Genomic DNA, 17,317 nt, shown 5'->3' with positions numbered 1-17,317 from the left:
GCGTAGCGTTAGACGGCTATCAGCAAAATATTTATTTCGAATTAGAACCGAGGTGAGCAAGGCGTTGACGCTGGTCGCCCACATCGTCAACACTCGCCAAGGTTTAGCCGGAGATACGCCGCATGGCACAATCGACCCAAGCCACGATCAGCCGCTATCCTGTCCCCGCACTTGAGACGCTGCCGGAAGACATCCGCGCTCGCATTGTAAGGGTGCAGGAGAAATCTGGTTTCATTCCGAACGTCTTCCTAATGCTCGCCTACCGGCCAGACGAGTTCCGCGCCTTTATGGCCTATCACGACGCCCTGATGGACAAGGAGGGAGGGCTCAGCAAAGCCGAGCGCGAGATGATTGTGGTCGCAACCTCGTCGGCGAACCAGTGCCAGTACTGCATCATTGCCCACGGTGCGATCCTGCGAATTCGCGCCAAGAACCCGCTGATTGCCGATCAGGTCGCAGGCAACTACCGAAAGGCGGACATCACGCCGCGACAAAGAGCGATGCTCGACTTTGCCATGAAAGTTTCCCAGGAGGCGTGGGCGGTGGATGAGGCCGACAGTGTGGCTCTACAGGAGCATGGCTTCAGCGATGACGAGATTTGGGACATCGCGGCCATCGCTGCTTTCTTCGGCATGTCGAACCGTTTGGCGAACTTCACTAGCCTCCGTCCCAACGACGAATTCTATTCGCTAGGCAGAAGTTGAAGACCTGCTCGGGCGTCTAGTGGGGCGGCCGCTTGAGTTTCGCTTAAGGCTCATCGGCGAGCGGCATGCTCATGGTCCAGGGCAAATCAGTTGGCGCGAGCCATCAAGCGCGCTGTGGTGGCGCTGTGGACCGCAGCGGTGACAGCCGGGTGCCCTGGTACGCGAAGGCCATTGTCGGAGTCGTCGGCTCCTGTCTGACGGCCATTTGCCGCCTGCGCCAAAGCTGAGCATGCCAAGCTTTTCGCGATCGCCGAGGTGTTGGAGTCGCTCAGGGTTGCTGCGGCCCTCGCTGCTATTTCCGATGAGGTCTGCTTCTTAATGATGGACATCGAACTGCTTCCTTGTTTGAGAGTGGCGCATTCAGGAAGCGCCACTCGAAGGCGCTCATTCAATCACCAAGGGCATTCATTTGTCTGGGAAGGCACATCAGACTGCAACCCATCTCATTCGGCACCTGTACGGTAGTCGCAATTACGTACCGCAGAATGTCTGCAGGACGCGCTCTTCGTGAGCGGGTGGCTGCGAATATTCCTCCATCTCGGGCTGCTCGTCGAACGGACGCGCCAGGACAGCGAGCAAGCTCCGGAAAGGGCCAAAGTCGCCTTCATCGGTGGCGGCGGCGATGGCAGCTTCGACGCGGTGATTGCGCGCTATGTATTTCGGATTGATCGCGCGCATCCGAGCAGTCCGGTCGGCTGCATTCTCCGGCTCGCGGGCCAGCCGTTCACGCCAGCGCGAAGCCCAGCCGTCAAAAGCAGTCGGGTCGATGAAGTGGTTGCGTACTCGGCCGGAGCCGTCGACCTCATGCGCGAGATCGCGAAACGTAAGGGTGAAATCCGCCCCGTTGCGCGCCATCAGGTCAAGCAGTTCGGCGGCAAGATCAAGGTCGCCCGGCTGCTCGGTAAACAGCCCAATCTTGTGGCGGATGCCTTCATGAAACGCCGCCTCGTAGCGGGCCTGGAACGATCCGATCGCCGCTTTCGCCAGCTCGAAGCCTTGGTCGTCTCCACCTGCATCATCGCCCAGGATCGGCAGCAGCGCTTCAGCTAGGCGCGCCAGGTTCCAGACGGTGATGCGCGGCTGGTTGGCAAAGGCGTAGCGACCCTGATGGTCGATGGAACTGAACACGGTCGCCGGATGATAGGCGTCCATGAACGCACATGGACCATAATCGATCGTCTCACCCGAAATGGCGACGTTGTCGGTGTTGAGGACGCCATGGATAAAGCCGACCAGCATCCATTGTGCCACCAGCTTCGCCTGTGCTGCGACAACGGCGTCGATGAACCCAAGGTAGCGACGGGGGACTTCGGCGAGATGCGGATAATGCCGCGCAATTGCGTAGTCGGCCAAGGCCCGCAGGCCGTCGATGTCTTCCCGTACGGCAAGGTACTGGAACGTGCCGACGCGGATGTGGCTGGCGGCAACGCGCGCGATCAGCGCTCCGGGAAGCCTGGTCTCGCGGTAGACGTGCTCGCCCGTGGCAACCAGCGCTAGGGTCCGCGTGGTTGGGATCCCGAGCGCGTGCATCGCCTCGCTGACGATGTACTCGCGCATCATCGGTCCGAGCGCTGCGCGCCCGTCGCCATTGCGGGAAAACCGGGTCGGACCGGAGCCCTTCAGCTGTACGTCGCGCAAATGGCCGCTGGTATCGAGCAACTCTCCGACGAGGACGGCACGACCGTCGCCAAGCTGCGGCACGAAGTTGCCGAACTGGTGACCCGCATAGGCCTGGGCGATGGGGCGCACGTCAGCGGGGAAGCGGTTTCCGGCCAGCATTATGATACCGTCAGGACCACGCAACCAGCCGATGTCGAGGCCCAGTTCCGTCGCCAGTGTTTCATTCAGTTCAAGCAGACGCGGTGTCAAAACCGGGGATGGATCCGGGCGGGCGTAGAGCCGTTCGGGGAGGTCGGCGGCATAAGTGTGTTGAAACCGGGGACTGCGCATGACATCTCGGGAGTTGTTCAGGTTACCGGCTACATAGGGATGCCGCGGGTCGGGGCCAACAATCTGAGAGCGGCTGTTGGGTCGCAACCCAATCGCAGTTTCGGATATTGGACGACCAGCCAGGAAGCTGCTGTCAATTGTCGCCGTAGCGCCATTCCTAGCAGGAAGCGAGCGGCCGAGGTGTCTGATGTTGCGTACTCTTGACGGAGTCCGCGTTCTGGGTCGCCAAGCGCAGACCAACGACTCCGAAGTCAGCATTCTCGCCAGTGCCAGCGAGGACGGATAATTCTAGGCTCTATGAACATTCTTCTCGGTGTGATCTCGGATACTCACGGCCTTCTGCGTGAAGATGCTGTTGCGCTTCTCCAAGGCGTCGACCACATCGTCCATGCGGGCGACATTGGAGACCCCACCATCATCGAGAGATTGGAACGTGTTGCGCCAGTCTCGGCAATTCGCGGCAATGTCGATGTCGAGCCGTGGGCGTCTCAAGTGACGCTGTTCGGCCAGAAGATATTCGTGATCCACGACCGAAAGGATATGACGTTTGCCCCAGCCAGGATGGGCATCAATCTCGTGATTTCTGGTCATTCTCATCGTGCCAGTATCGAGAGCCGCGATGACGTTATTTATCTCAACCCGGGCAGTGCAGGCCCGCGCAGGTTCAGGCTGCCCATCACCTTGGCAATGGTCCAGATCATCCACCGGGCGACTGGTGCCTAAGATTTACGAGATTGCCTCAGATCTTCACTGAAGCCGTCAGCATGTCTGGCAAGGGCCGTTTATGGACCGCCCGGTCTCGGGCTTGCACATTGCGGTAAGCTGCCGTCATGTTGGCACCGTGGGGCTTTTATTTGGACCTAGAGAGGGGAGATGCTTATCTTCGCATTGTCAAGGCACTGGCGATCACCGACGTCGGCGACAGGAATGAGACAGCTGCCAGAATCCTGTCGCTCCACATTCTTGGCGGCAGGAGCCCGGAAGAGATCCTGGACGTCGCAATCGGTCTGCACCAGCAAACCTCGCGCCCGGTGGGCGTCGATCGAGCGTGCGGCCTCCATAACGGATCAAGGCCAAGCGACAGCGGCGTAACCTGAAAGCTCGATGAGGTTCTTCTTTTCCGCTCCGGTCACTGGGGCGCTCCTCTCGCGATCTTCCAATGGTAGGCAAACAGGTGGCGACGGCATGAGGACTGACTACTGATGCGATCACGCCAGACCTTATGCCGCCATTCACCTGTAGGGGGAAATAGCTGTCTCCGATGGATTTGGTGTTCCTGCTGCTCGTCACAGAAGCGGCGTCGCATTCTCTGGGTGATTTTTCGTCGTTGACAGATGGAGCTATCCAGATCGGCGTGTTTGTCGGACTGAATTACCTGACCAACAAGCTGACCTACCACTTCCCAGCGGTGCGGCGTTTGCTTGAGCAAAAACCGCTGATCGTTGTCAAGGATGGTGAGATCATCCCGAAAAATCTGAACAACGAAGCGCTTACAGAAGAGGAATTGAAGGCAAATCTTCGCATGCAGGGCGTGAAGGATGTTTCAGCGGTGAACGTTGCACATGTAGAGGGCGACGGGCGCGTAAGCGTGGTTGAAAAATGAAGGCTTTGGACAGCCTGAGGAAGGGCTCGACTGCCAAACGTGTCCGCGCCGGACCGATGGGGCGGTCAGATGCCGTCGCTTGCTTTGGATACTGCGGGGCTTGCAGCCGAAGTTACAATGGACATCACCCAGTTCTTTTACCTTCTGCTTGCGCCTGCTTTGTTCGTCATTCTAGTTGTGGTTGATTCGCTGTATTGGTCCAGGTTTTTAGGCATTACTTTTCTATAGACCCGAGCATTCATTGTTAAGACGGTCAGTTGTGTCGCTCGGCGAGGTCTTTGGTTGCCGCCGTATTGCAAGAGGCAATTCGATTGGATGGATGCCCGTTGCGCCCGGAACCGATGAACGCTTGCACACCTGACTTGCACAAGGATCCCGGGGAGCCTTAAGTCGCAAATGTTATCAAATCCGAGGGTAAATTCAGGATTGTTTTCATTTCCAACCGCGTCGGGATACTTAAGTGGCGTCGGTCAGCTAAGGCTGACCAAGCGCGGGCACAGGATTTTCTGCGATGCGGTTTCTGACCTCCTGGATGGCCGCTTCCAGCGCCTCGCCCTCCAAAGTCTCCTCGGCCAGAAGGCGGCCGGCCAGATATTCGATTGCCCTTCGGTGCCGGACGACGATGTCGCGTGCCAGCACATAGGCGCTTTCGAGCCGCCGATTGACCCGCTCTGCGATGCTGGGATTGAGAGCCAGAAGGGCGTACGGGTCGTCCACGTCTCGATACAGGAAGGGATACTCTCCAGCGATACCGAGCGTCATCTCCAGATTGAATGCCAGCCTGGTGACGCGCGCGAGATCGCTGTCTTCGGCTCCCCCTGAGCCCGCGGATACGCAAATGCAATATTCTTGCTCGGCGGCGCGTCCGGCAAGATTGATCACGATCAGCGTGGTGAGCATCTCCTCTGAGATCACCTCTTGAAAGCTATCGACGGGCGCAACCACGTATGCGGACCCATTAGCGCCGTTGATGGTTATCTGCTTGATCGATCCCAACCCGAAGTAGATTTGCGCGACGGCGTGCCCTGCCTCATGATGGGCAAGAACAAACTTTACGTCATCCGACTTTGGTGGCTTTCGCTGCAGCAACGCCTCTTCGATGTCGGCCATCGTGATTTTCCGCTTCTCGCGACGCGCTGTCCCGCGCGCATCGTTGACGAGGGACGCGATGTCGGCCCCGCTCATGCCCGTCGTTTGGCGCGCGAGTTTGCGCAAAATCTGGTCTGTGATGCTTGATGTCCTGTCAGTTGGGTCGATTGCCATGACTATTGTCTCTCTTCGAGTCTCGCTGGTCTGCCTTGCTGGGCCGCTCGGCCGCGCGTTTGGTCAGGGGCCATCAGTGGGCAGCCCTGGCGCGCTGGCCACCACGGCGTCGAGATCGTCACGCAGATGATGGCGAAGGATGCCCGTCAGCGCGGCGGTGTCGGGCAGACCGACCTCGATGTGAGGCATCAGCCGTCCGGCGCGCAGGAGCGCTGGATCGATGTGCGCGGGCCGGTTGGTCGCCCCGACCACGATGACGCCGTTCAGGTTTGTGACGCCATCAAGGAGCTCCAAGAGTGTGTTGACGAGCGCATTCCAATAATCTGCATGGTCCCGGCTGGGGTCTAGCCGGGCTCCGATGCCGTCGATTTCGTCAATGAAAAGGATGGCGGGACTTGATGATTGGGCTTCCTCGAAGGCCTTGTTCATGCGGCTGATGACATCGCCGAGATGACCCGGCCGCAGCCACGTGCTCACCGACGTGCAAAACAATGGCAGTTGCAGCGAGTTGCACAGTGCGCGGGCAAAGAAGGTCTTTCCCGTTCCCGGCGGCCCCGACAGCAGGATCTTCGAAGGCAGCTCGTCCCAACTCAGGTCTTCGGCCCGCCAGTCCTCCAGATCGCTTTTCAGGTTCGTCGCCCAGACGGCGGCGTCTCCGTATCCCGACAGGTTCTCAATGCGCGGGACGCGGCTGTGCTGAGCCGGATCGGTCATCTGTTCTGGCATGAACTTTTCGCTGCCAGAGCCAACAGCTTCGCCGCGCTTGTCTTTCGTCCCCGACGTGGGACGCCGATCGACGGACCCGGATTGCGCGTGACCGTTCTGCTTGTCCGCAGCGAGCTCCTTCAGCAGCGTTGCCGCCCGATGCGGGGTGTTTCCCGGTCGGATGGCCACGGCCACGTCCACCAAGTCGAGGCCCGAGCAGTCGACCGCGGCCAGCGCGTCATCGGGCAGATCGCCCAGGATAGCCGTGATCGTGTCGCGCAGCAGCTCGGGCGTGAGCGGACCGCAGTTCAGGCGCAAGTCGGCGGCGATGACGAACTTGGGCGGCAACGCACTGGCGGACTCGCCGACACACAGGATGGGACGGTTGCGAACCGCCGCCTTCATCGTCCAGGAGTCGAGATGCACAGGCGCACAGTCGTTTCCCTGGAAGCAGGTGATGCGCCGCTGGTTCTTGCCGTTGAGGTTTGCTTTCAATTCGCCGCGATCAAAGGATTCGTAGCCGTTCGAGCGCACCACCGCGCCAGTCAGAATGAAGCCGCGGTCGAGCAATGCGACGAACTGCTCCTCAAAGCCCTTGACCGAACACGTGATCGAGATGATCGGGCGCACTCGCCTGAGAATGGCGAGCACATCGGCCAAAGCCGCGTTTTCGCGTGCGATCGCCTCAGCAACCAGCAGCAGAGTAACAAGCTCTGCTGCCTCTGGTGGTGCGGCGCACTGCCGGACCAGCCGCAACAGATCCGCCCGCGACATCAATTGCCGGACAATACCGAGGTGAGTTTGCGGCTTATCGCTTGTTTGTTTTTTGCTGAACGCAGACTTGCCACCGGAGAATTTCGTCAGCGGATATCTGTCCTCCTGAATGAGATATTCGCCATCCTCGACGACAAAATTGCCGGCCCGGTTAGCCCTGTTTTCGGCTGGATTCGCAAGAACGCGCAGAATTTCAGCTTCGGTCTTTCCTGCGGCCACCGGACCGGGCTGAAACACGGCACCTGACAAACCATCATGCGAAAACGCGCTCGAAACCAGGATTTCGCGATCGAGCGCTGAGATAATTGCTTCCGCAGCGTTCGCGTGCCGCAGACGTTCGAGAAAGTTCGAAAAAAGCCGTTCATACACGGCATGGCTATTATCGGCGCTGGTCATCAGGGGACACTGCGCATTTTTTGGTCGCGCGGTGCGAGCCGATACCAACGAGAAAGCGTCCGCGCCCAGCCAAGCTGCGGTGAAAATGCGATTATTTCGGACGTGCTAATTTCACGTCGAGCACCAGGTAATTTGGGATGGCCGGTCGACAGCCCTACGAGACAAGGCACCGTGCGCACAGCCAGTCGCCATTCTTCGAGAATTGGCGCTCCCGAATTTTCGTGAATATTCGGCCATTTTCCTCGGGCCAGCTTTTCGAGATCATCCACCAAATATTGGAAGCGCAGGATTTTCCGAAGGTTATCGTCGGAGGCGATTTCGATATTCGGGCCAAATCGGAGCATCATTTCAGACCTATCGGATTATTTGAGCAGCGGAGGCCATGAGGAATGCCGTTTCCTTCGCTTTCCAAATCGTGGCGCAGAGCGACGGAGCCGCGATGAGTCGTGCAGCCAACTCCGTGATTTCCAGAGCCTGATTATCAGGGTCAAAAATTCCGTATCGAATCACTTTCGAATCCTTTGCAGCCGTGACCAGGGATTGCCGGGGGACCAATGCAGGAACCTAACTCTACGATTCTTAGCAAGGTGTCCAATCATTTTAGCCTGATGCTAAAAATTATTGAGGAAATAGCAAATCCTTGACTTTGCCTAAGCACCGCCGGTTTCCTGAAAAAATGTCGGCCATCTACACGAGAGAATTGCTGCGCGCCGCTCGCATTGCGCTGAAAATGAGCCACGAGGAACTGGCCGCCCGTTCACGCGTGAGCAGACCCACTCTGACAAAAATTGAACTTACCGCGGAGAACGTCGGGACCCGCTCAATTGAGAAGGTCCAAGGGGCATTAGAGGATGCTGGTATAACATTCTTGCCCCCTGAACAGGGTCTTGGGCCAGGTTTTAGAATTCCAGCAAGGACTAGAATTCAGCAGTCAACTGCAAGGAAATAGCGCAAATAGGCACGTCCAAATGGAGCGGTTTTTGCGCGCTGCAAATAGTCAGGAAGCCTACGGCCGAGCCGAATATCAGAGTTCAGAATGCCGGGCCAACTGAGCGGTGGCAGTACCCTCATAACCAAAAGTCTAGCGGAAATAATGGCAAGATTAATTAGGGAATCTTATTCCACTATTCCCGGTCCGCCAGAACCGAACGTGCAGAGAGCAGACTGACTTGTATGCCACGTGCATTCAGCAGCTTGCAGGGAGCAGTTCAGCTGGATCATAGCGTGTGGCAGTAATTTTGAGTTCTGGTTTGCCGAGGTTGGTGTACTGCGGACGCCGAGCGCCATTCTTCGAGGCATTCAGCACAAAGGCTACGGGTCGGCGCTTTGGCCGACCCGTCGTCGTCTGCGCGGCCATCGCCGTCCCCGGCTGTACCGCGCTAACTGTGTAACGGATAAAATCGTCTGCTGCAAATATCCTAGCGGGTGAATGCCGGACCTTGGTCCGGCAGAGGGGCGGCAATGAGCCCCTTATGACACCTCCGCCGCAGAGCGCTAGAAGTATAACAACTTTGACCCAAGTGAGTGGCTGTCCGGCCGGCTGAGCCGCAGCAGGGGTACGATGAATTAAATCTTGACGCTCATTGGACAGTTGCACTCCGGATAAGGTTCGAATCCCGCCACTCCGACCATTTTCCTTCTGCTAAGGTTCGAGATCCGGCAGCCGCCCCAGCGGTTGCTCTCGCCATCCTCGGCTAGCCGAGTGCGGGCACATTGCCTTCCCGCTGGTGGCGGTATTCCAGCCCGATCGCGCCCCAGATCAGCCCCAGCAACAGGTAGAAATGTCGCCAGTGGTCGGTGTCGATGACCGTGCCGAGCGCGATGTGCCCGATGAGCACGACATAGGCGCACAAGAGGTATGGCTGCCACGGCCGGTCGCGAAACAGGATGCGGAAGCCGGCTGCCAGAGTCCAGCAGATCATGGTGAGATAGGCGACGAAGCCGAGCCAGCCGTAATCCATCAGAGATTTCAGCCAGATGTTGTGCGTGTCCTCGCCATAGATCTGGCCGAACACCAGCGGCCCGATGCCGAAAGGCCTTTCCAGCGCAAGCAGAAAACCGATGCCGTAGCGCGCGAAGCGGCCGAGGCGGGCGCCGTCATAGTCCTGCACCAGTTGCGCGCGCGTGGTGAACAGGTCCGAAATGCTCGGTATCTGCAGGGCGATCAGCAGCGCGAAGGCGAGCAGCAGGAAGGCGGCAATGCTCATGGCAACAATGCGCAGCCGGAAGGCGCCGCTTGAACTTTGCAGGAAAAGCGCGGCAATCAGCAGGATGGACGAGGCAGCGAACAGGCCCCAGGCTCCGCGCGAAAACGAAAGAAAGATGCCGCCGACAACGACCAGCAGCGGCACGGCATAGACCGCCATCATCAGCGGTCGACCGGTCATCAGCCGGTGCAGCAGGTAGATGCCGGGCAGGGCAAGGAAGGGGCCGAACACGTTGGGGTCCTGAAAGGCGCCCGCCGCGCGGCCATATTTGGTGAACATGGCCGCGCCCGGAAAGGCGTTGAAATAGCCCAATATGCCAAGCGTGGATGTGCACAGGGCTGCCGTTACCCAGGCCGCGAAGATGACCCGATAAAGCCCCGGCCGCATTTCCGTGACGGCGGCGAAGAACACGGCGGTGAAGGCGAGAAACAGCGAGACCGCCAGATAAAGCGGCGTGCTCATCAGGTTCGACATCTGGCTCATGGAGATCATGCCGCCGATGTTGAAGATCACCAGCAGCACCAGGAGCGGCGCGACGGCGCGCGAGATTCGCAGGCCGAAGAGCGACCAGATGCCGATCAGCGCCGCCATGTAGAGTTCGTAGGGCGCCGGCTCGTTGATGACGAACCCGGACAAGAGAACGCCGAGCCCGATCGCGCCCGAAGAGATCAGCGCCACGAGCTTGGCGTTGACCGCTGCCGGCGGCAGCTGATGGATAATCGCGCTCAATAGGCGTTTTCCGTGTCGAGCAGGCGCAGCGGCGTCAGCAGAAGTATCTTGAGGTCGAACCAGAGCGACCAGTTCTCGATGTAGTCGAGATCATATTCCGTGCGCATGCGGATCTTTTCGTCCGTATCCATCTCGCCGCGCCAGCCATTGATCTGCGCCCAGCCGGTAACGCCCGGCTTCACGCGATGGCGGGCGAAATAGCTGTCCACCACTTCATTGTACAAGAGGTTGTGCGACTGCGCGGCCACAGCGTGCGGGCGGGGCCCGACAAGCGACAGGCTGCCAAATAGCACATTGAAGAACTGCGGCAGTTCATCAATCGAAGTCCTGCGGATGAAGCGGCCCACGCGTGTGACCCGGGGATCGTTCTTGGTCACCGCCTTGCGCGCCGTCGGGTCCGACTGGTCGGCATACATGGAGCGGAACTTGAAGACCTCGATGACCTCGTTGTTGAAGCCATGCCGCTTCTGCTTGAACAGCACCGGCCCCTTGCTGTCGAGCTTGATGGCGATCGCCGTCGCGAGCATCACCGGAGAGAACACGATGATGCCCAGCAGGCTGAACGCGATGTCGAAGGCGCGCTTCGCTACAGAATCCCAGTCGTTGATCGGCTTGTCGAAGATGTCGAGCATCGGCACCGAGCCGATGAAGGAATAGGCGCGTGGCCTGAACTGGAGTTGGCTGGAATGCGCCGAAAGACGAATGTCAACCGGCAGCACCCAAAGCTGTTTCAACAACGACAGGACGCGGGTTTCCGCCGTGATCGGCAAGGAAACGATCAGCATGTCGATGCGGGCAATGCGTGCAAACTCGATGAGTTCGCTGACGTCGCCGAGCTTCGGATAGCCGGCGACGACGGGCGGCGAGCGGCGTTCGTCGCGATCGTCGAAAATGCCGCAGACGCGTATGTCGTTGTAAGGCTGTTGTTCGATGGCGCGGATCAGCGTTTCCGCAGCCCTTCCGCCGCCCACGATGACGGCGCGTCGTTCCATGGTTCCATTGCGGGCCCAACGGCGAATGAGCTGCGCCATCACCAGGCGAAATCCGAATACCAGGGAAAAGCCGGTCACGAACCAGGTGCCGAACATCAGCCGCGAGAACTCGCTCGAGATTTTCAGGAAGAAGCCGGTGATAGCCACCAGCGCAAAGCCGCACGCCCACAGGAGAGCCAAGCGGCCGGCGCGGCGGAACGGCCTGAGCAGTTCGGGTATCTGGTAAAGGTCGCAAATCTCGAAGAGCAGGACCGTCAGCAGTGAGACCCCGCCGATGACCCCCGCATATTGCCACAACAGGTGGGTGCTCAGGCCGACATGGAAGGCAAACAGCGCGGCGCCGGAGACGAAGAACAGAGCGAATTCGACGAGCCGCATCACGCCGCTCACCATCACCGGCGAGGTGGTATCGCCGCGGTACTGCGAGGCGACCTGCAGCGCAACCTTGTTGAGCTTGCCGGCCGGCTTGTCGATGCCGGTCGCTGAGCCGTCGAATCGACGAACCGCTTCCGTCGAATAGAGGCGCGAAGGGTCTAGCTCTTTCATGATGATGATCCGTAGCTTGCGCGGGATCATTATCGGGCAGGCGCTAAGAAACCCTTGAAGCAATCGCGTCGTTTGAGACGCTCCTGCCAGGAGCGGCGCGGCCGAGCGCGCCGAAATAGATGCGCTCGATTTCGGCCGCCATCACATCGGCGCCGAAGCGCGCCTTCAGTTCGGTGCTCGTGGGCATTGCAGCGCGGTAGACGGCGGGCGAAGCCAATGCGCCGCTCATCTTCTCGGCAAGCTGCGAGGCCAGCGGCAATACGAGGGCCGGTGAATCGTGGCCGAATATTTCGGGTATGCCACCCACGGCCGTCGCTATCATTGGCATGCCGGCGCCAAGCGCCTCCAGCACGATATAGGGCATTGCCTCGGCGCGTGAGGGAACGACAATAAACCTAGCCAGGGCAAAGGCTTTCCGGGCCGGCATGGGCGGCAGGAAAAGCACCCGCTCGGAAAGACCCAGTTGCCGCACCTGATCCCTATAGCGTGGCAGGTCGTCTCCATCGCCCACCATCACGGCGGTCACCCGGCGCGAAAGGCGGGCTTCCGTTTCGGCCAGCGCCGCGATGAAGAGGTCCGGACCCTTCAGGTCGCGCATCATCCCAGCATAGAGAAAGTCGGCAGCGCTATCTGCCGGCCTGACCGGCTCGAACTCGCCCGAGCGCAGCCCATTGTAGACGAGGCTATTGGGTGCCTGGGGCTCGCCGATCTTGCGTTTGAACGTGCGTCGCTCGTAGTCGGAAACGAAAAGCAGGTGGTCGGTCAGGCGCCCCATCAGTCGCTCGAGACTGAAGATTACGCGCCCGCTAGCGGTCGCTTCGTCATAATGCAGGCTGCCGCCATGCGGCGAATAGAGGCGGGCTACGCGAGACCTTGAAACCCGCAACAGTGAGCCGAACAAGCGCGCATAGACGCCACCTTTGGCGCCGTGTCCGTGCAAGATGTCCGGCCGCAATTCCTTGATGATTCCGTAGGCGCGTACGGCTGCGGCGACGTCGCCCGGTCCGACATGGCGCTGCATCGGCGTGCGCCAGATGCCGAGCTCCAACGTGCTTTCGATCTCCTGGAAAATTCGGTCCTCGAATTCGCCGCCCGTGGTCGAATCGCAGACGATGCCGACTGAATGGCCAGCGGCTACCTGCGCGGCGACCAGGTCGCGCACGTGGCGAAAGATGCCGCCGACGGGCGAACGAAAGCAGTGGACTATGCGCAGCTTGGCGGTCACGGCCGGGACGATCGCTTCCGCGGCCTCATGCTCCCGGCTCTGCCTCAAAAGAATCGCTCACGCACATAGATGGTGTCGCCGGGCAGCAGCGGATCGGTCGTCTTGACCCGGCCGGTCATGACCTTGCCGTTGATGTCGCGGGTGATATCGACATCGGCCTGGTTTGCGCGAGGCGTAAATCCGCCCGCGATTGCGATCGCCTTTTGCACGGTCAACCCGGGAACGTAAGAATATTGGCCGGCCGCGCCCACTTCGCCCATGACGAAGATGGGCCGGTAGCGGTCGATCTCGACGGAGACGTCGGGCGAGCGCAGATAACCATTGCGCAGCCTGCCGGCGATCGTGGCTTCCACCTGCTGGGCGGTGGACCCGCGAACGGGAACCAGGCCGATCAGGGGGAAGGCGATGTGGCCGGACTGGTCGACGCTGTAGGTGTTGGTCAGCCCCTCCTGCTCGAAAACAGTGACGCGGATGCGGTCGCCTGCGCCCAGCCGATAGGGCTGGTCGAGCACTTCATGGAAGGCGGTAGGGGCCGGGCGATAGCTCGTGCAGCCGGCAAGCAGTGCCGTAGCCAGCATTGCGCAAACAAACGGGCGAAAGCGTTGCATGAGTTGCCGATACCTTTGGCGTTGCGTCGGAGAGCCCCGAGCGGATTCGATGGCGTTTTATCGGCGTGTTAGGGTTAATGGCTGGTAAAGGTGCGCTTGCGCGCGCTCGCACGCTGCTGTTGCGGAAGGAATGCCGCCGAAGGCTGCAGCAGGCGTGGCGATCTTAACTGCCGAGTTACCATAGATGTTTACCATGCTGCTGTCAGATACTGGGAGCAGGATGCATGTCAGGCGTTCACTCGACTGCCGGCGATATCGACGTCGATCTTGGAAAGCTGTTTGCTTCGCTTTTGAGAAGCTGGCGGCGGATTCTGGCTGTCGCGCTGGGCGCTGCGGCCTTGGCTTTCCTGTTTGCCTCGCTGGCCACGCCGCACTACCGCGCCGAAACGCGCCTGCTCATCGAAACGCGCGAATCCGTGTTCACCCGCCCCAGCGGAGAGGCAGATCGGCCAATCCTCGACGAAGAGGGGGTGGCCAGCCAAGTCGAGGTCATCGCCTCCACCGACATTCTCAAGCAGGTAGCCCAGAAGCTGGAGCTGTCGAAGCTGCCGGAATTCGATCCCGCGGCCAACATGTCCGTGGTGTCGCGGCTGCTCGTTCTCGCCGGTCTGAAGAGCGACCCGCACGAAATTCCCTCCGACGAGCGCGTGCTTAAGGCGTTCCGCGAAAAGCTGAACGTCTACCGCGTGGAGCGGTCGCGCGTCATCGTCATCGAGTTTTCTTCCAAGGATCCGAAGCTTGCGGCCGAGGTGCCGAACGCGTTGGCCGATGCCTATCTGGCAGTCAGCCGCGACGCCAAGCTCGCCTCGAACTCCGATGCCACTGGCTGGCTTGCGCCCGAGATCGCCGATCTCGACAAGCGCGTGAAGGAGGCCGAGGCTCGCGTTGCCGATTTCCGCGCCAAATCGGACCTGTTGATCGGCCAGAACAATTCTATCCTCGCCACCCAGCAGTTGGCGGAGCTTTCCTCCGAGTTGTCGCGCGTGCGGGCCAGCCGCGCCGCGGCCGAAGCGACTGCTGAAAGCGTGCGCAAGGCGCTGGAGAAGGGCGGCTCGCTCGATGCGCTACCGCAGGTGCTTTCCTCGTCGCTGGTGCAGCGACTGCGCGAACGGCAGGCACAGCTCAAGGCGGATATTGCGGACCTGTCCACAACGCTGCTGGAAAACCATCCGCGCATCCGTGCCCTCCGATCGCAGCTCGCTGATCTCGATGCGCAGATACGTGCCGAAGCGCAGAACGTTCTCAAAAGCGTCGCTACCGAAGTGCAGGCCGCGCAGTTGCGTGAAACCCAGATCACCGCCGATCTCAACAGGCTCAAGGCCGAGTCGGCACGCGCCGGCGAGGAAGAGGTCGAGTTGCGCGCGCTGGAACGCGAAGCCGCCGCACAGCGCCAGCTGCTCGAATCCTACATGACCCGTTACCGCGAGGCCGCCTCGCGGCAGGATCGCAACTATCTGCCGGCGGATGCGCGGATCTTCTCCCGCGCAGTCGTGCCGTCGGAGCCCTATTTCCCAAAAATCGTGCCCATCGTGGGGGCTGCTTTCGTGGCTTCCCTTCTCATAATGGCGGTGGCGACCCTGCTGCAGGAGCTCTTTTCCGGACGAGCCATGCGGCCTGCGCCTGGTGCGCGCCTGGACCCGGTGGAGCAGGTTGCCATGCCGGCGCTGCACGAGCCGGAACAGACGCCAGTGCTCGAGGCAGACGCAGTCGCCGCTCCAATGCCGGAGACTGTTGCGGAGATGGTGCCGGAGACCACTCCAGTGGCCAGGCGTGCTGCTCCGCGTCTCCGCAAGCTGGGCGAAATCGGCATCGAGCGCGCCGCCGAGAAACTGATTTCAAGCGGCACCACAAGGGCCATCGTCGTCTCGCCCGAAGGCGACGAGGCTGCGGCCACGGCCATTCTGGTGGCTCGGGAAATTTCGGATGCGGGCCTGCGTGTGGTGCTGCTCGACCTGACCGCCTCCGGTGCCGCGTCGCGGCCGATGCTGGATGGTGTCCGCCGTCCGGGCATCACCAATCTTCTCACCGCGAAGGCGCAGTTCACCGACGTGATCCATGCCGATCATTATTCGGGCTGCCATGTGATTCCGGTGGGAACCGCCGACCCTGTCCGTGCAATGCGCGCCGCCGACCGGTTGCCGATCATCCTGGAATCGCTTTCCACGGCCTATGACCTTGTCATCGTCGAATGCGGTCCGATCGACGCTGATGGCATCCGCCGGCTCGTGGGTGAGGACACCGAAATCCTGCTGAGCGTCATCGAGCCTGAGGACGAGGTGGTGGCCGCCGCCGAAAATCTGAAGGCCGGTGGCTATCTCGATCTGATTCTGGTCACGCCTGCCGGTTCCGAATTGCCGACCACGCCGGTGCCAGGACGCAACGCCGCTTGAGGATGCAGGAGGCGGCGGTCAGTCGTCCGATGAGGCGGCGGACCGGCTTGCCGCGCGCTTGCGCAGCGCCTTTGCGAGCCTCCACATCACAGGGCTGTTCTTGATGTGGGTCTTGAGACGGACCGAAACGCGCATGGCAAGTGCAAAACCGTGCCCCTTTGCGGTCAATGGCACGAGCACATCGGCTTGCCTGGTTTCGACATCACACCACAACCGCTTGTAGGGCTCGTCTCCCACGCTGAAGTCATAGACCTCAAAGCCCTGTTCGCAGGCTTTCTCGATGTTTTCGTAGAACAGGAACTCGCCGGGGCTGGCGGGCGCCAGCTCGTCGTCGCGGATTGCGCCGAATTCGCAGATAAGGCTGTTGCCGCAGCGGCTGGTGCCGGTTACGGCGCGCAGCTTGCCGGCCACTTCCAGCCCTTCGAGCGTGAAGCCTCGCGTGCCGTTACGCAGTGCGTCGGCGAAAAGCGCGTTAAAAAACGCCTGGATCTCGGCTTCCGCAAACACATTGGCCACGCCGGCCTTGCGGAACCGCTGTTCCTTCATCTCAAGAAATGCGTCGAAAAGCCGTCGGATCTCCTCCGGCGTGTCGGCGACAATGCGCCTATAGCCGCCGGCGGCTTCGAACTTGCGCATCTGCGCCCGATGCTTCTTGCGTTTGCGCTTGGCACTGGTGTGCTCCAGCACGGCGTCAAACCCGGATCGCAGGTCTACCGCGAGCGCGATATTCGGGCTCGGCACGTGCGGCAAGCCAAGCAGCGGGTTCTTGTGGCCGTCGAGGTCAAGGGCGAGGCGCTGCAGGAGCAACGCGTCTATATCGGGCCTCGCTGCGCGAATGGCCTTTACCATCTGCGCCATCTCGGCCCGTGTTACGACGCTTGACCAAGCGGGCAGGGCGGGTGCGAAATTGCCGTTGGCATGGGTGCCGCCCATGAAACGGGCGATGCGAAACGGCCCGGCCCGCACAACCTCCAGCGCCAGCGCGAGAACGGCGCGGCCATCTGCCTTCAGCGAGACGATCAGTCCTTCCGGGTGCATATGGGTAACCCAATTTTGCACCCAGAGCGGGGCTTGCGCCGGTCCGTGGGGGCTCGTCGCGCAAAGCTGGCCATAAGCCGTGAGTGCCGCCGGAGTGACCGGAGATACCTCGACGTCGGTCAGCACGCCGCTGGCGGCGCCTGCATTGTCGAATGATGCGGCCGCGTCAACCATACCTCAATCCTTC

14 protein-coding genes are annotated in these 17,317 nt (G+C 60.6%); 5 read left to right on the top strand and 9 right to left on the bottom strand.

The features are described from left to right. Nucleotides 1–122 precede the first annotated feature (122 nt). Nucleotides 123–704 (top strand): peroxidase-related enzyme, encoded by a 582-nt coding sequence (locus AC3A4H_RS06630; RefSeq protein WP_487765993.1) that lies wholly within the window; start codon nt 123–125, stop codon nt 702–704. 471 nt (nt 705–1,175) lie between these two features. Here AC3A4H_RS06630 and AC3A4H_RS06625 read toward each other — a convergent pair whose 3' ends face one another. After that, complete coding sequence (locus tag AC3A4H_RS06625) at nt 1,176–2,654, bottom strand: protein adenylyltransferase SelO (protein WP_487766342.1); 1,479 nt, start codon at nt 2,652–2,654, stop codon at nt 1,176–1,178. A 297-nt stretch (nt 2,655–2,951) separates the two neighbouring features. On the opposite strand from AC3A4H_RS06625, the gene AC3A4H_RS06620 reads away from it, so the two are divergent. Both AC3A4H_RS06620 and AC3A4H_RS06615 read left to right on the top strand, forming a co-directional pair. Beyond that, nucleotides 2,952–3,377, top strand: a complete 426-nt coding sequence (locus AC3A4H_RS06620) for a metallophosphoesterase family protein (RefSeq protein WP_487765992.1) — start codon at nt 2,952–2,954, stop codon at nt 3,375–3,377. A 538-nt stretch (nt 3,378–3,915) separates the two neighbouring features. After that, on the top strand, nt 3,916–4,257 hold the full coding sequence (locus tag AC3A4H_RS06615; protein WP_487765991.1) for a DUF421 domain-containing protein: 342 nt from the start codon (nt 3,916–3,918) through the stop codon (nt 4,255–4,257). 474 nt (nt 4,258–4,731) lie between these two features. Here AC3A4H_RS06615 and AC3A4H_RS06610 read toward each other — a convergent pair whose 3' ends face one another. The 3 genes from AC3A4H_RS06610 to AC3A4H_RS06600 form a co-directional block, all read right to left on the bottom strand. After that, nucleotides 4,732–5,520: an ATP-dependent metallopeptidase FtsH/Yme1/Tma family protein gene (locus tag AC3A4H_RS06610; RefSeq protein WP_487765990.1), complete on the bottom strand. Its 789-nt coding sequence runs from the start codon at nt 5,518–5,520 to the stop codon at nt 4,732–4,734. Nucleotides 5,521–5,583: 63 nt separating this feature from the next. Then, complete coding sequence (locus AC3A4H_RS06605) at nt 5,584–7,395, bottom strand: AAA family ATPase (RefSeq protein WP_487765989.1); 1,812 nt, start codon at nt 7,393–7,395, stop codon at nt 5,584–5,586. Then, on the bottom strand, nt 7,395–7,742 hold the full coding sequence (locus AC3A4H_RS06600) for a DUF6634 family protein (RefSeq protein ID WP_487765988.1): 348 nt from the start codon (nt 7,740–7,742) through the stop codon (nt 7,395–7,397). The genes AC3A4H_RS06605 and AC3A4H_RS06600 overlap by 1 nt, the downstream gene beginning before the upstream one ends. 329 nt (nt 7,743–8,071) lie before the next feature. On the opposite strand from AC3A4H_RS06600, the gene AC3A4H_RS06595 reads away from it, so the two are divergent. Then, nucleotides 8,072–8,344 carry a helix-turn-helix domain-containing protein gene (locus AC3A4H_RS06595; protein ID WP_487766341.1) on the top strand — a complete coding sequence of 91 codons (273 nt, stop codon included), beginning with the start codon at nt 8,072–8,074 and terminating at the stop codon, nt 8,342–8,344. A gap of 745 nt (nt 8,345–9,089) precedes the next feature. Here AC3A4H_RS06595 and AC3A4H_RS06590 read toward each other — a convergent pair. Genes AC3A4H_RS06590 through AC3A4H_RS06575 form a run of 4 tightly spaced genes read right to left on the bottom strand, consistent with a single transcriptional unit; the run spans nt 9,090 to nt 13,702 of the window. Then, a complete protein-coding gene (locus AC3A4H_RS06590) occupies nt 9,090–10,331 on the bottom strand; it encodes an O-antigen ligase family protein (RefSeq protein WP_487765987.1) in 1,242 nt (413 codons plus the stop codon). Continuing rightward, entirely contained in the window at nt 10,328–11,869 is a 1,542-nt protein-coding gene (locus AC3A4H_RS06585; protein ID WP_487765986.1) for an undecaprenyl-phosphate glucose phosphotransferase, read from the bottom strand. The genes AC3A4H_RS06590 and AC3A4H_RS06585 overlap by 4 nt, the downstream gene beginning before the upstream one ends. A 43-nt stretch (nt 11,870–11,912) precedes the next feature. Then, entirely contained in the window at nt 11,913–13,094 is a 1,182-nt protein-coding gene (locus tag AC3A4H_RS06580; RefSeq protein ID WP_487765985.1) for a glycosyltransferase family 4 protein, read from the bottom strand. Nucleotides 13,095–13,138: 44 nt separating this feature from the next. After that, nucleotides 13,139–13,702, bottom strand: coding sequence for a polysaccharide biosynthesis/export family protein (locus AC3A4H_RS06575; protein WP_348776974.1), 564 nt, complete (start codon nt 13,700–13,702; stop codon nt 13,139–13,141). A gap of 224 nt (nt 13,703–13,926) precedes the next feature. Here AC3A4H_RS06575 and AC3A4H_RS06570 point away from each other — a divergent pair, with 224 nt between their 5' ends. Next, nucleotides 13,927–16,092: a GumC family protein gene (locus tag AC3A4H_RS06570; protein ID WP_487765984.1), complete on the top strand. Its 2,166-nt coding sequence runs from the start codon at nt 13,927–13,929 to the stop codon at nt 16,090–16,092. 18 nt (nt 16,093–16,110) lie between these two features. Here the strand turns inward: AC3A4H_RS06570 and AC3A4H_RS06565 are convergent, their stop codons facing one another. After that, nucleotides 16,111–17,304 (bottom strand): GNAT family N-acetyltransferase, encoded by a 1,194-nt coding sequence (locus tag AC3A4H_RS06565; protein WP_487765983.1) that lies wholly within the window; start codon nt 17,302–17,304, stop codon nt 16,111–16,113. Nucleotides 17,305–17,317: the final 13 nt, after the last annotated feature.

It is taken from the genome of Pseudaminobacter sp. Soil_N_29 (assembly GCF_057656055.1).
This window is presented reverse-complemented; position numbering and strand designations above follow the sequence as displayed.

Bases quoted from the DNA above. Each gene is read 5' to 3' on its own strand.
- AC3A4H_RS06615 (WP_487765991.1), top strand. From the start codon at position 3,916: ATGGATTTGGTGTTCCTGCTGCTCGTCACAGAAGCGGCGTCGCATTCT.
- AC3A4H_RS06565 (WP_487765983.1), bottom strand. From the start codon at position 17,304: ATGGTTGACGCGGCCGCATCATTCGACAATGCAGGCGCCGCCAGCGGC.
- AC3A4H_RS06625 (WP_487766342.1), bottom strand. From the start codon at position 2,654: ATGCGCAGTCCCCGGTTTCAACACACTTATGCCGCCGACCTCCCCGAA.
- AC3A4H_RS06585 (WP_487765986.1), bottom strand. From the start codon at position 11,869: ATGAAAGAGCTAGACCCTTCGCGCCTCTATTCGACGGAAGCGGTTCGT.
- AC3A4H_RS06630 (WP_487765993.1), top strand. From the start codon at position 123: ATGGCACAATCGACCCAAGCCACGATCAGCCGCTATCCTGTCCCCGCA.
- AC3A4H_RS06575 (WP_348776974.1), bottom strand. From the start codon at position 13,702: ATGCAACGCTTTCGCCCGTTTGTTTGCGCAATGCTGGCTACGGCACTG.
- AC3A4H_RS06600 (WP_487765988.1), bottom strand. From the start codon at position 7,742: ATGATGCTCCGATTTGGCCCGAATATCGAAATCGCCTCCGACGATAAC.
- AC3A4H_RS06605 (WP_487765989.1), bottom strand. From the start codon at position 7,395: ATGACCAGCGCCGATAATAGCCATGCCGTGTATGAACGGCTTTTTTCG.
- AC3A4H_RS06620 (WP_487765992.1), top strand. From the start codon at position 2,952: ATGAACATTCTTCTCGGTGTGATCTCGGATACTCACGGCCTTCTGCGT.
- AC3A4H_RS06570 (WP_487765984.1), top strand. From the start codon at position 13,927: ATGTCAGGCGTTCACTCGACTGCCGGCGATATCGACGTCGATCTTGGA.
- AC3A4H_RS06595 (WP_487766341.1), top strand. From the start codon at position 8,072: ATGTCGGCCATCTACACGAGAGAATTGCTGCGCGCCGCTCGCATTGCG.
- AC3A4H_RS06610 (WP_487765990.1), bottom strand. From the start codon at position 5,520: ATGGCAATCGACCCAACTGACAGGACATCAAGCATCACAGACCAGATT.